The sequence below is a fragment of the Janthinobacterium sp. CG_23.4 genome (assembly GCF_029892305.1).
GTDB classification, from domain to species: domain Bacteria; phylum Pseudomonadota; class Gammaproteobacteria; order Burkholderiales; family Burkholderiaceae_D; genus Janthinobacterium; species Janthinobacterium lividum_D.
In genome coordinates this window covers 306,628-319,315 of record NZ_JARXUX010000001.1, presented here as the reverse complement: position 1 = coordinate 319,315, position 12,688 = coordinate 306,628, and the positions used below count along the sequence as shown (strand labels likewise).

The 12,688-nt window shown below is 59.8% G+C and carries 15 protein-coding genes; all 15 read right to left on the bottom strand.

What is annotated here, in order from left to right:
• Positions 1-64: 64 nt before the first annotated feature.
• Entirely contained in the window at positions 65-667 is a 603-nt protein-coding gene (locus tag H4V96_RS01445) for a TetR/AcrR family transcriptional regulator (RefSeq protein ID WP_029496131.1), read from the bottom strand.
• Between the two features lie 256 nt (positions 668-923).
• On the bottom strand, positions 924-1,304 hold the full coding sequence (locus tag H4V96_RS01440) for a S4 domain-containing protein (protein WP_128089221.1): 381 nt from the start codon (positions 1,302-1,304) through the stop codon (positions 924-926).
• Positions 1,305-1,309: 5 nt separating this feature from the next.
• Positions 1,310-2,473, bottom strand: a complete 1,164-nt coding sequence (gene clsB, locus H4V96_RS01435) for a cardiolipin synthase ClsB (protein ID WP_196856269.1) — start codon at positions 2,471-2,473, stop codon at positions 1,310-1,312.
• Positions 2,474-2,482: 9 nt separating this feature from the next.
• On the bottom strand, positions 2,483-3,304 hold the full coding sequence (locus tag H4V96_RS01430; RefSeq protein ID WP_029496130.1) for an endonuclease/exonuclease/phosphatase family protein: 822 nt from the start codon (positions 3,302-3,304) through the stop codon (positions 2,483-2,485).
• Positions 3,305-3,418: 114 nt separating this feature from the next.
• Complete coding sequence (locus tag H4V96_RS01425; protein WP_010394629.1) at positions 3,419-3,712, bottom strand: hypothetical protein; 294 nt, start codon at positions 3,710-3,712, stop codon at positions 3,419-3,421.
• A 19-nt stretch (positions 3,713-3,731) separates the two neighbouring features.
• The gene (gene nudB, locus H4V96_RS01420) at positions 3,732-4,196 is read right to left on the bottom strand and encodes a dihydroneopterin triphosphate diphosphatase (protein ID WP_196856270.1); all 465 of its coding nucleotides are present in this window, start codon (positions 4,194-4,196) and stop codon (positions 3,732-3,734) included.
• Positions 4,197-4,281: 85 nt separating this feature from the next.
• Positions 4,282-6,084, bottom strand: coding sequence for an aspartate--tRNA ligase (aspS, locus tag H4V96_RS01415; RefSeq protein ID WP_010394624.1), 1,803 nt, complete (start codon positions 6,082-6,084; stop codon positions 4,282-4,284).
• A 63-nt stretch (positions 6,085-6,147) separates the two neighbouring features.
• On the bottom strand, positions 6,148-6,789 hold the full coding sequence (locus H4V96_RS01410) for a DUF502 domain-containing protein (protein ID WP_010394622.1): 642 nt from the start codon (positions 6,787-6,789) through the stop codon (positions 6,148-6,150).
• 40 nt (positions 6,790-6,829) lie between these two features.
• Positions 6,830-7,138: an FmdB family zinc ribbon protein gene (locus H4V96_RS01405; protein ID WP_196856271.1), complete on the bottom strand. Its 309-nt coding sequence runs from the start codon at positions 7,136-7,138 to the stop codon at positions 6,830-6,832.
• 90 nt (positions 7,139-7,228) lie between these two features.
• Positions 7,229-7,831: a methyltransferase gene (locus H4V96_RS01400; protein ID WP_010394618.1), complete on the bottom strand. Its 603-nt coding sequence runs from the start codon at positions 7,829-7,831 to the stop codon at positions 7,229-7,231.
• A 19-nt stretch (positions 7,832-7,850) separates the two neighbouring features.
• Positions 7,851-9,422: a ubiquinone biosynthesis regulatory protein kinase UbiB gene (ubiB, locus tag H4V96_RS01395; RefSeq protein WP_196856272.1), complete on the bottom strand. Its 1,572-nt coding sequence runs from the start codon at positions 9,420-9,422 to the stop codon at positions 7,851-7,853.
• Positions 9,419-10,063 carry an SCP2 sterol-binding domain-containing protein gene (locus tag H4V96_RS01390; protein WP_196856273.1) on the bottom strand — a complete coding sequence of 215 codons (645 nt, stop codon included), beginning with the start codon at positions 10,061-10,063 and terminating at the stop codon, positions 9,419-9,421. Before H4V96_RS01390 ends, ubiB begins: the two co-directional genes overlap by 4 nt.
• Before the next feature lie 180 nt (positions 10,064-10,243).
• The gene (locus H4V96_RS01385) at positions 10,244-11,200 is read right to left on the bottom strand and encodes a Tim44-like domain-containing protein (protein WP_196856274.1); all 957 of its coding nucleotides are present in this window, start codon (positions 11,198-11,200) and stop codon (positions 10,244-10,246) included.
• A 43-nt stretch (positions 11,201-11,243) separates the two neighbouring features.
• Complete coding sequence (gene ubiE, locus H4V96_RS01380; RefSeq protein WP_010394608.1) at positions 11,244-11,978, bottom strand: bifunctional demethylmenaquinone methyltransferase/2-methoxy-6-polyprenyl-1,4-benzoquinol methylase UbiE; 735 nt, start codon at positions 11,976-11,978, stop codon at positions 11,244-11,246.
• 254 nt (positions 11,979-12,232) lie between these two features.
• On the bottom strand, positions 12,233-12,682 hold the full coding sequence (locus H4V96_RS01375) for a DUF971 domain-containing protein (RefSeq protein ID WP_010394606.1): 450 nt from the start codon (positions 12,680-12,682) through the stop codon (positions 12,233-12,235).
• Between the last annotated feature and the right edge of the window lie 6 nt (positions 12,683-12,688).

Below are 12,688 nucleotides of genomic sequence, written 5' to 3'. Positions count from 1 at the left end.
GCGTTTAGCTAAAGTGTGATACTTGTGAACTGCGTGTGCGTTGCTGCGGATACAGCCTGACTGCTTATTTGCTTGTTACAGAATTCTGGTACGACGCCAGCAAGCGGACAAACCCTGCCTGCGCGCGTTCGATACTACCCGGCACGCGCAGAAAGCGCGCATCGTGATGCAGGGCCAGGATCAGGCCATACATCTCGTACACCAACTGCTGGGCGTCCGTGTCCACTTTCAGGTCGCCTGTGGAGATCGATTGCTCGACACTGCGCAGCAGCGCGCCCTGCCAAGCGCGCACCATCGCCACCAGCGAATCGCGGATGGGACCGGGGCGGTCGTCATACTCGACGGCGCCGCTGATATAGATGCAGCCGGAAGCGATTTCCACGCTGACCCGCTTGACCCAGCGCGCATACATCGATTGCAATCGCTGGATGCCGCGTGGTTCTTTCATGCTGGGGAAAAAGACTTCTTGCTCGAAACGATAGTGGTAAAGCTTCAGCACTTCCATCTGCAAGTCTTCGCGCGAGCCGAAGTGGGCAAACACGCCCGACTTGCTCATGTTCATTTTGTCCGCAAGCAGCCCAATGGTCAGGCCTTCCAGGCCGTCGCGGCTGGACAAGTCCAGCGCCACGTCGAGGATGGCGGCACGGGTCAGTTCGCCCTTGCGCATGAATTTGACTGAAGTATTCAAGAGGTCCGTTCTCAAAGTGATGTTGCCGGTTTGGCGGACTGAAGCGAGGGTAAAAAAGCACGCCTCGAAAAAATCCGAACGCTCGTACTATTATCCACTACCACGTAAAAGTCAAACGGGAACTTTAGAGCTGATATTCTATTGGTGCGCCGCAGCATTTTTTAGCTAAGTGTTTGTAGCGATTGCAGAAGAGCAAAAGCGGCGCGCGCCCTTGCTTTACAACAACAGACAGGCCTCAGGAAAGGTCGCCTGCCTTGCTCAGTTGACGGCGGTCGCGTTTGGTCGGTCGCCCTTTGATCGTGGTGCCTGGCTCGCGGAACAGCTTGCGCTCCTCGGCCAGCTGCTCGCGGCGGGCGATGCTGGCCGGTGTTTCTCCATACAGCAGGCGCGCCACGCTTGCCGCGCCGCGCTTGTCGGACAAGCCCAGCACGGCCACTTCCCACGTATCGTAGCCGTTGTCGATGGCCAGCTCGTCGCCCACGCGCAGGCTGCGCGCCGGCTTCACGCGTTCGCCGCCGGCTTTCACCTTGCCCGTGTCGACGGCCTCGCTGGCCAGCGAGCGCGTCTTGAAGAAACGCGCCGCCCACAGCCATTTGTCCAGTCTTACCGTTGTCATCTCGTTCATGCGTACTTGCCCACTGAAAAAATGCGCATCACCAGCCGGTAGGCGAGGAATGCGGCTTCGTAACCGATACGCCGGAAACGGCCGATGTGCTTGAAATCGTCCTGATGAATGACGATGCCGTCGGCCACGCCCTGCTCGATATGCCGGCGCAGGCTTTGCGCGAAAGCGACGTCCTTGATGACCACGTTCGCTTCCTGGTTCAGAAATAGGCTCAGCGCGTCAATATTGCTGGAACCGACCGTGGCCCAGTCATCGTCGACCACGGCCACCTTGGCATGCAGCTGCGTCTTGCGATATTCGACGATTTTCACCCCGGCAGCGAGCAGTTTCGGATAAAACGAGTGCGCCACGGCATCTTGCATGCGGAACTCGCCCACGCCGATCAACAGGACCACGTCCACGCCGCGCTGGGCGGCCTGAGCCAGGGCGTGGCGCAGCTTGTGTCCGGGTGCGAAATATGGATTGGCCAGCATCACGCTTTTGCGCGCCTGGCCCAGCGCCTGCAGGTAGGCGCGCTGGATGGTGCGACGGTTGCGCAAGTTATCGCGCACGACAAAGCCGGCCACCACAGGGTTGTTCGCCAGTTCATTGCTGACCACGCGCATCTTGCGATACAGCTTGATACGCCGTACCAGGTTCATCTTGCCCAGTCGCGCCCACTGCGCCTGCACCTCTTCATGGATGGCGGCCACCAACGGGCCTTGCACCTGCACGGCAAAGTCCCAGCGCGGCGCTTGCAGGCTGATGCTGTGGTCGTAGTCGCAAAACATGTCGTCATTGATATTGATGCCGCCTACCAGGGCGATCTCGCCATCGGCCACGCAAATCTTGCGGTGCGTGCGCGTGATGCCGCGCCGGAACCAGGGGTTGAAGATGCGGTGGTGCACGCCGGCCGCTTGCAGCTGTGCATGCATGGCATTCACGCGGCGATTGCCCGTGCCGAACCAGTCCGTGATCATGCACACCAGCACGCCGCGCGCGGCGGCCCGCTTGAGCGCATCGAGTACCAGGGTGCCAGTGCCGTCATCGGCGAAGATATACGTCTCGAAATACACTTCCGAGCGCGCGCCGTCGATGGCGGCGATCAATGCGGGAAAGTAATCGGTGCCGCAATACAGCAACCGGATGTCGTTGTGGGCGATGAAATTGACGGTGCGCATGCGAATAGTCTACGCGAGTTTCAAAGTTGCAACTATCGGCGCGTGGTCCGATAGTTTGGCCCACAAGGTGCCATGCATCACTTGCGCGCCTTCCACATGGAAACCGCGCACATAGATGCGATCCAGGCGGAACCACGGCAAGGCGGCGGGAAAGGTGCGCGCCGGCACGGGCACCGGAGTTTTCGTCTGGCGCCGCGCCAGGGTGCGCACCAGGTCGCCCAGGGCCGAGTTCGACGCGCGCTGGTCGAACACTTCCACTACCCCCAGCGCATTGCGCAGCTTGTCGCTGAGCGTATTGCGCCAGTCGTTGAAATCACCGGCGATGATGACCGGTTCGCCATCGGGCGCCGATGCCATGACGGCCTCAATCAGCGCCTGCGTCTGCCTTCCCCGTCCCGATTCGAACAGGCCCAGGTGCACGACATAACAGTGCACGTCGGCATGCGGCGTGTTGAGCACGCAATGCAGGATGCCGCGCTGCTCGTAAGCATGGTCGGACACATCATGGTTGATGTGCGAGCCGATGGGAAACTTGCTCAGCAAGGCGTTGCCATGGTGGCCATGGTCGTACACGGCGTTCATGCCATAGGCGCTATGATGCTCGGCGCCAGCAAAAAATTCATGTTGCGACGCTTGCGGCCAATGCGCATGGCCGTTTTTCTCGGCGCCAAAGCGGGCCGCATTGCGATCATGCTTGCCCTGCACTTCTTGCAAAAAGGCGACATCCGCATCGAAGAGAGCGATCGCCTGCTTCAATGCATGTACTCTGGGCAAGCCCCGCACGGAGGAGACACCCTTGTGAATATTATAAGTTGCTACGCGGATTTTCATGCCCTGATTCTACTCCCAGACGGGCCCCGTGCGGCAACGACGCAGGTGCGCGTGCGCACCTAATGCAGACTTTTTCCGGAAGCCAAGGCTTGCCAGGCGCATACCAGAAAACTCTCAGGCCAGCATGCGTCCCACGCCCGCCGTCACGCTGACGATCAGCGCGGTGATGCCGGCCGCCCAGACGATCTTCACCAGCAACGGCGCGCCGCGCCAGGCCACGCTGCGCCTGGCCTTGGCAAAGGCGCCCGGATGCAGCAGCCAACCGATGGCCATCAGCGGCATGCCGATCGGTGGCGTGCGGCCAGGCACGGTGGAAGTCAACAGCAGAAAAATGCAGCACAGGCAGAAAACAATACCCAGGGTGCCCAGCAGTTTTTGCTGCGCAGTCAAATATAACCAGTTCAACATGCCATGCTTTCTAGGGAAATCAGGTGGGGCGCGCCAGGCCCGTTATGGCCGGTAATTGCAAAATCGCTTCCGCGTTGGACGACGAGAAGCAGCGCTCGGCCGCCGCCAGGTAGGGCAGCCACGCGTATTGCAAGTGTTCGCGCGCACTGAGCGCGATGGCGATGTCGCGCGGCACCTGCACACTAAAGACATGCTCGGTGTTGTGCGTCACGCCGGGTGCATAGCGGTGGCGCCAGATGGGAAAAATCTCGTACACATTCGACAAGTTCCAGTCGCGCAGCACGATGTGCTGGCCATCGGCAATGATGCCGGTTTCCTCGCCCAATTCGCGCGCGGCCGTCAGCTGCAGCGGCTCATCGACGGCGTCGATGGAACCGGTTACCGATTGCCAGAAACCCGGTTGTCCCGCGCGCTCGATCAGCAAGACGTCCAAATTAGCCGTATGAATGACGACCAGCACGGAAACAGGAATTTTATCAGTCATATCAAGAATGAAAAAGGCGCCTCGTCAGCGCCTCTTGTTGCCCAGCATTATTAAACAGGGACCGCCGCAGCGGCCGCCTGATGCATTATGCTACTTTTGGCTCGGCGCCGCGCAAACGGATGTGCAGCTCGCGCAATTGCTTCTCGTCCACTTCCGACGGTGCTTGTGTCAGCAGACACTGGGCGCGCTGGGTTTTCGGGAAGGCGATGACGTCGCGGATGGAATCGGAACCCGTCATCATGGTCACGATACGATCCAGGCCAAACGCCAGGCCGCCATGCGGTGGCGCGCCGTATTGCAGGGCGTCAAGCAGGAAGCCGAACTTCAGCTGCGCTTCTTCGGCATCGATTTTCAATGCACGGAAGACCTTGCTCTGCACTTCTTCGCGATGGATACGGATCGAACCGCCACCCAGTTCCCAGCCGTTCAAGACCATGTCGTACGCTTTGGCGATGCAGGCGCCGGGATTGGTTTCCAGCATGTCTTCATGGCCATCTTTCGGCGCCGTGAACGGATGGTGGGTCGCCGTCCAGCGGTCCGCTTCTTCGTCGTGTTCGAACATCGGGAAGTCGACCACCCACAATGGCTTCCACACGTCCTCGAACAGGCCGGCTTTCTTGCCGAACTCGCTGTGACCGATTTTCACGCGCAGCGCGCCGATGGCGTCGTTGACAACTTTGGCCTTGTCCGCGCCGAAGAAGATCAGGTCGCCGTCTTGCGCGCCCGTCTGCTCGAGAATCGTGGCCAGCACGTCGGCAGGCAGGAACTTGACGATAGGCGACTGCAAGCCTTCAGGTCCCTTGGCTTTCTCGTTGACCTTGATGTAAGCCAGACCCTTGGCGCCGTAGATGGCGACAAATTGCGTGTAAGCGTCGATTTCCGAACGCGGCATGCTGCCGCCTTGCGGTACGCGCAGGGCCACCACGCGGCCGCCCTTCATATTGGCGGCGCCGTTGAAGACCTTGAATTCGACCGTCTTCATGACTTCGGTCAAGTCCGTAAAGGCCAGCTTGACGCGCATGTCGGGCTTGTCGGAACCGTACAGGCCCATCGCTTCGGCGAAGTCCATCACCGGGAACGGGTTCGGCAAGTCGATGTTCAGGGTGTTCTTGAAAACGACGCGTATCATGTCTTCGAACAGGTCGCGGATCTCCTGTTCCGTCAGGAACGAGGTTTCGCAATCGATCTGCGTGAATTCAGGCTGGCGGTCAGCGCGCAAGTCTTCGTCGCGGAAGCACTTGGTGATCTGGTAGTAACGGTCAAAGTTAGCGACCATCAACAGTTGCTTGAACAACTGTGGCGATTGTGGCAAGGCGAAGAAGCTACCGGCGTTGACGCGCGACGGCACCAGATAATCGCGCGCGCCTTCTGGCGTGGACTTGGTCAGCATCGGCGTTTCGATGTCGATGAAGCCCAGCGCGTCGAGGTACTTGCGCACTTCCATCGTCACCTTGTAGCGCAGGCGCAGATTGTTCTGCATTTGCGGGCGGCGCAGGTCCAGCACGCGGTGCGTCAGACGCGTCGTTTCCGACAGGTTGTCGTCGTCGAGCTGGAACGGCACGGGCACGGAAGCGTTCAGCACTTCCAGTTCCGCGCAAACCACCTCGATCTTGCCCGATTTCAGGTTGTTGTTGATAGTGCCGTCGATGCGGCTGGTCACGACACCCGTCACGCGCAGGCAGAATTCGTTACGCACGGCTTCGGCGACCTTGAACATCTCCGCTTGTTCCGGGTTGCAGACGATTTGCACCAGGCCCTCACGGTCGCGCAAGTCGATGAAAATCAGGCTGCCGTGGTCGCGGCGGCGATGTACCCAGCCGCACAGGCTGACGGTTTGTCCCAGCATGGCTTCGGTGACGAGGCCGCAGTATTCAGTACGCATAGACATAAAATTCTCAGTTCAGGTTAGTGAGTGTTCAATCCGGCCACGTCCCTCATGGGACGCCTGCCTTTATTCTTTGGCTGCCGGGGCCGCTACAGCAACAACTTCCGCAGGCGCTACCACGCCCATCGAGACGATATATTTGAGCGCCGCATCGACGCTCATGTCGAGTTCAACCACGTCGCTGCGCTTCATCATCAGGAAAAAGCCTGACGTCGGGTTGGGCGTAGTTGGCACATACACGCTGACATAGTCGCCCACCAGATGGTTCGCCGCATCGCCGCCCGGCACGCCGGTCAGGAAAGCGATGGTCCAGGAATTGTGGTGCGGATACGGCACCAGCACGGCCTTGCGGAAGGCATTGCCCGACGGGGAAAACAAGGTATCGGACACTTGCTTGACGCTGGAATACAGGGAATTGACGATGGGTATGCGTTGCAGCAATTTTTCCCATATTTTCACCACGTAATTGCCGACCAGGTTATTCGTCAGCAAACCGGTGAAGAAAACGATGAGTACCGTCAATACCGTCCCCAGGCCGGGAATGGAGCTCAGGGCCGGAACTTTGTGGCCGAACCAGACGCTGGGCTGTGTACTGCCGGGCACCAGTAACAGCGACTGATCCATCGTGCTGATGACCAGATTCAAGACCCAGGCAGTAATGGCCAGGGGCACCAAAATCAGTAAGCCGGTAATAAAATATTTACGCATCAATTTCTCGGTAATGGATCGTATCGGCGCGCTGCGCCTTTCAGTCCGCTTTCGCCGCAGCCGCAGCCGCAGGGGTCGCAGGCGCAGTGGCGGGAGCGCTCTCGGCCGCTGGAGCGGGCTTGGTGCTATCGGCCGGGCCCGTCGGTATCGCCGTGGTGGACGCCGCGCCGCCGCGGAAATCGGTCGCGTACCAGCCAGTGCCCTTCAATTGGAAACCGGCGGCCGTCAATTGTTTCTTGAAACTGGGCTTGCCGCACGACAGGCACACCGTCAATACAGGATCGGAGATCTTTTGCAAGACATCCTTGGCAAAACCACACTCGTCACAACGGTAAGCGTAAATCGGCATCTCTACTCCGAGAAAATCATCAAAAACCCTGAATTATAAAGCTTTTCCGCCATTCCCAGCGGAAAATGCCAGCTCGCTCAGCCTGCCAACTCAGTGCGCCCGGCGACGCCAGCTCATCCAGCGCTCCTTGCCGGCAAAGACGGCGATGGAATCGTCCACGGCCTCATCGGCCAGGCAGTCGAAATGCGGTGCCAGCAAGGCCTGCAATCGCTCACGCGACATGCCAAACGGCGGCCCCTTGGCATTATCGTCAAAGAAAAAGTAACCGACCAGCATGGCGCCTGGTGCCAGCAACTGCGCCCAGCGGGCTGCCACCTGCGGCCACATGGCACGCGGCATCGCACACAGAAAGGCCCGCTCATAGATGAGGTCCAGCGGCGCAACAGCTTGCCAAGTGAAGAAATCGGCCTCGACCACGTGCCCTGCCCGCTCGCCTAGCTGGCCGCGCGCGGCGGCCACGGCGGCCGGTGAAAAGTCGATGGCCGTGGCATCCCAGCCGTGATCGAGCATGCAAACCAGTTCATGGGCGCAACCACAGCCGGGAATCAGGCAGCGCAGCGGCGCCGGGCTAGCGGCAACGAGGCTGCGCAAACGCGACGGCGCGCCACCACGGTCCCAGGGCATGAATTGCTTCTCGAAACGCTCGTCCCAAAAGGCGGGCGACAGCGGGTCGCGGGTTTGAAAGTCAGCCATTGCCTACGTCCTCAGTGCGTTAAAACGGTAGTTGATGCCAGCGCATGAACACTTGCAAGCCCAGCGCGCCAAGGACAAAAGCGCCCACGAAGTAGACGATAAAGCTCAGCAATCGATTCGTCTGGCGTTGCTCCGCCAGCAAGGTTTTCATCAATTCCACGTCGTTTTCGCGCGGCACGCCATGCACCGTCAAGGCCTGGTACAGCAAACGCGGCAGTTGCGGGAAGATGTGCGCATAACGGGGCGCCTCGGCGCGCAGACGCTCCATGAAGCCTTGCGGCCCCACCTGGTTGCTCATCCATTTTTCCAGATACGGCTTGGCGGTTTGCCACAGGTCCAGTTCCGGGTCCAGCTGGCGCCCCAAGCCTTCGATATTGAGCAGGGTTTTTTGCAACAGCACCAGTTGCGGCTGCACTTCCACGTTAAAGCGGCGCGAAGTCTGGAACAGGCGCAGCAAGACTTGACCAAAAGAAATATCTTTCAGCGGGCGATCGAAGATCGGTTCGCAGCAGGCGCGTACGGCCGCTTCCAGTTCATCGACGCGCGTGTCTTTCGGCGCCCAGCCCGATTCGATGTGCGCCTCGGCCACCCGCTTATAGTCGCGGCGGAAGAAGGCGAGGAAGTTTTGCGACAGATAATCCTTGTCGTAGTCATTCAAGGTTCCCACGATACCGAAGTCGAGGGCGATGTAGCGGCCAAACGATTCGGGCGCGATCGACACGAGAATATTACCCGGGTGCATATCTGCATGGAAAAAGCCGTCGCGGAACACTTGCGTGAAGAAAATCTCCACGCCATCGCTGGAAAGCTTGCGCAAATCCACACCGGCCTCCACCAGACGGTCGATCTGCGACACGGGAATGCCTACCATGCGCTCCATCACGATAACGCTGCTGGAGCAATAATCCCAGTGCATTTCCGGCACCAGCAGCAAGTTCGAATTGGCAAAGTTGCGGCGCAACTGACTGGCATTGGCCGCCTCGCGCATCAGGTCCAGCTCGTCGTGCAGGTATTTGTCGAACTCGCCCACCACTTCGCGCGGCTTGAGGCGCTTGCTGTCGGCCCACAGGCGGCTGGTCCAATCGGCGGCGATATGCATCAGGGCCACGTCTTCGTCGATCAGCTTTTTCATGCCTGGACGCAAGACTTTCACGGCCACTTCGCGCCCGTCTTTCAAGGTGGCGAAGTGTACCTGGGCAATGGAGGCGGACGCCACCGGCTCGCGCTCGAAGCTGGCAAACAACTGCTCCGGGTGCGCGCCCAAAGACTTGACGATTTGCGCGATGGCCAGGTCGGAATCGAACGGTGGCACGCGGTCTTGCAGCCGCGCCAGTTCTTCGGCGATGTCGGGCGGCATCAGGTCGCGCCGGGTCGACAGCACCTGGCCGAATTTAACAAAAATGGGACCCAGCTCTTCCAGCGCCAAACGCAGGCGCACACCGCGTGGCGACGACAGGTCGCGCCAGAAAATCAGGGTGTCGATCAATTTGGCGGTGCGTGGCACTTTCAGACCAGAAATCGCTATCTCATCCAGGCCGTACTTGATGGAAACACGGATAATTTTAATCAGGCGCAGGAATTTCAATATCATGTAGGCAAATCCGGTGAGGAAGACTGCGACTGGAGGGCGGCGGCCGCCTTTTCCAGACGGGCAAGGCGCTTGGCCAGGCGTTCGACGTCATCGCGCACGCGCGTCACGCCAGCCGAATACTCTTGCAAGGTAGAAGGACGGATCAGCATAGGCTGTTCGTCGAGAAAATATTCGGCCACGTTTTCCGCCAGCTTTTGCTGGCCCGTGCGCACAAAAGCGGCAGCATCTTTCACACCGGAAACAAGCCGCGTGGCCAGCATGGGCCCTATCACCTTTTCCAGGTCGTGCTCGGCATCCCAGCGCAAGCCCTTGCTCAATTGCGAAATCGCATTGGCAAACTCGGCATCGCCTTCGATCTTCACATACGAAAATGCCCGTTCGCGGTTTTGCAGTATCAAGGGCACATCGGACAATTTGACGCCGATGGTGACATTGGCCTGTATCTCGGCCGTCGCGGGCGCCGCTTCCAGCATGCCGGCGCTGTCGACGCGCATGCGCAGGGCCACGGCGCCCGTATCGATGCAAGCCACCTTACCGGCGTGCAGCGCCAACTGCTGGCGCGCCCACGGTTCCTGCGCCAGCAAATGATTGATGGTCGCGATGACGGGCGTCATCAGGGAGAGATCGGAAAGTAGTGTCATCTGTGCCATCGGTGCCGTCGGTGCCATCTATATACTGCGCGCTGCGCGCGCCCCCCTAAAAAGAAAAAACCGCCCGGAAAACAACGTGGGCGGTTTCGATCTTACCAGTTCATCAGGCAATAGCTGCTATGCATCATGCATGCACAGGAACTTAAACCACGATTGAGCAAGTTTTGACCATTAGTTCAATTGCTGTATGCCAGCCAATACCCAACCGCTATTGCCGCTGACGGGTTTCGACATATTCCATACTTCCGCGAACGGCTCGGCTGCGGCGCCCGGCGCCGAACGGATCTGGCCCGTAAATTTCACGCTGGCCAGGTAATCGTTGGCACTCGTCTCGATCCCCATCAGCTCGGCATCGATGGTAACGACATCGGTAAAGTCTGCCTGCGCACCCCGTTCCTGGATTTGCATGCGTAATTCCGCATACACTTCCGGCGACGTGAATTCACGGATATCGTTGACGTCCGCCTTATCCCAGGCCGCTTGCAGGCGAATGAAATTACTTTTCGCGTGGCGCAGGAAGGTGTCCTTGTCGAAGTCGCTTGGCACGCCCCATGGCGCAGCAAGCGGCGCCGGGACCGGGACCGGCGCCGGCTTATCCAGGCCGACGCCGGACGAAACGGGCTGCAGCGGCGGCAGCGGCGCAATGGCCGAACCGATATCGGGCACGTTGCCGGCCGGTGCCGGCTGGTTGCCGCCAAAGCCCGCGAACGGCGTATTGCCGCTGGCATTGCCGTCACGCTTGCCGCGCACCATGCGGTAGATGAAGAAGGCTGCCCCAGCCAGCAAGGCCACCATCAGCAGCGTGCCGAGCATGCTGGCCATGGCGCCGCCCAGGCCGAAGTGCGACAGCAGCGCACCCAGCCCCAGGCCCAACAAGGCGCCGCCCAGCAAGCCTTTCCAACGGCTCGGTGGCTTGGCGGCGGGTGCCGCTGCCGGTGCCGGCGCTGGTGCAGCTTGCGCCTGGCGTGGCGCGGCAGCCGGGGTCGGGGCCGGAGCCTGGCGGCCCACGTTTTGCGACTGACGACCTATCGAACGGCCACCACCCATCGGACGAGCCAGCGCTTCACCCAGCATGGATAGCGTGGTCGCGGCCAGCATCATGCCAACCATAAATTTCTTCAATTTCATTCCATCTCCTAAATTCACCGGCAACACGAAGTTAGCTCTTGCATTACATCTTGATGCCGGTATGCAAAGCGGCAATGCCTGCCGTCAAATTGTAGTACTGCACGCGCTCCAGGCCCGCCGTTTCCATCATGGTCTTCAGCGTTTCCTGGTCCGGGTGCATGCGGATCGACTCTGCCAGGTAGCGATAGCTTTCCGCGTCGCCGGCGATTTTCTGTCCAAACCATGGCAAGACCGAGAACGAATACAGGTCATACGGTTTTTGCAGCGGCGCGGCCACCTTGGAAAACTCCAGCACCAACAGCTTGCCGCCCGGTTTCAGCACGCGGCGCATTTCAGCCAGCGCCACATCCTTGTGCGTCATGTTGCGCAGCCCGAAGGCCACGCTGACACGGTCAAAATAGTTATCGGGGAAAGGCAGTTTTTCCGCATCACACAACAAGGTGGGGGTGAGCAAGCCGCGATTCAAGAGGCGGTCGCGGCCCACGCGCAACATCGATTCATTGATATCGGTCAACCAGACTTCGCCCGTGGGGCCGGCCTGCCTGGCAAACGCCTTCGACAGGTCACCTGTGCCGCCGGCAATATCGAGCACCTTGAAGCCGGGGCGCACGCCCGCGTTGGCAATGGTAAACGTCTTCCACAGACGGTGCAGACCGCCCGACATCAAGTCGTTCATCACGTCGTATTTGGCAGCGACGGAATGGAACACCTTGGCGACTTCGCGCACTTTGTCGTCTTCTGCAACTGTTTTGTATCCGAAATGGGTCGTATTGGTCATGGTAGCCAGTCTGTTTGAACTTGCGTGCATTATACAAGCGGCAGGCGCATTTTCCCCTGACGCCGGAGAAGGTATTGCCTTTCGACTGCATTCAACGCCAGCATTGCCGCCCGCGCATACGCGGCCAGCGCCAGCGCACGATGACAGCAGCCACACAGCAGGCGCAGCAGGCTCAGGTCAGGCTCAGACGCTCCGCGCCTGCCTGCAAGGAAAGCCGCGGTGGCAATCCGACCACACTAGCGCATGATTTCTACTTAATGCTTGTGGCCGCAGCTCGGACCGTGGACGTGGCCGGAAGACTGCTTGATCGTCATGTCGGCCTTGGCATCGCGGCCGCTGTCGCCCGGGTAGCCGGCTGCCGTCAACTGGTCCAGGTAAGCTTGCCACAAGGTAGCCTTTTCCGCGCCCAGCTTGTACAAATAGGCCCAGGTGTACAGGCCGGAATTGTGGCCATCGCTGAAGGTTGGCTGCACGGCGTAGTTGCCGACCGGTTCCAGGCCCGTGATGCCCACCAGGCGCTTTCCTAACTGCAAGGTTTCCTGGCCCTTGCCATGGCCCTGCACTTCGGCCGATGGCGAATACACGCGCAGGTATTCGAACGGCAGCGTGAATGTGCTGCCGTCGTCAAAAGCTACGTCGAGCACGCGCGACTGGTTGTGCACGGTCAAGCCCGTCGGTTGGGGTGTTGCTGTTTTTTCAGTCATGACAAT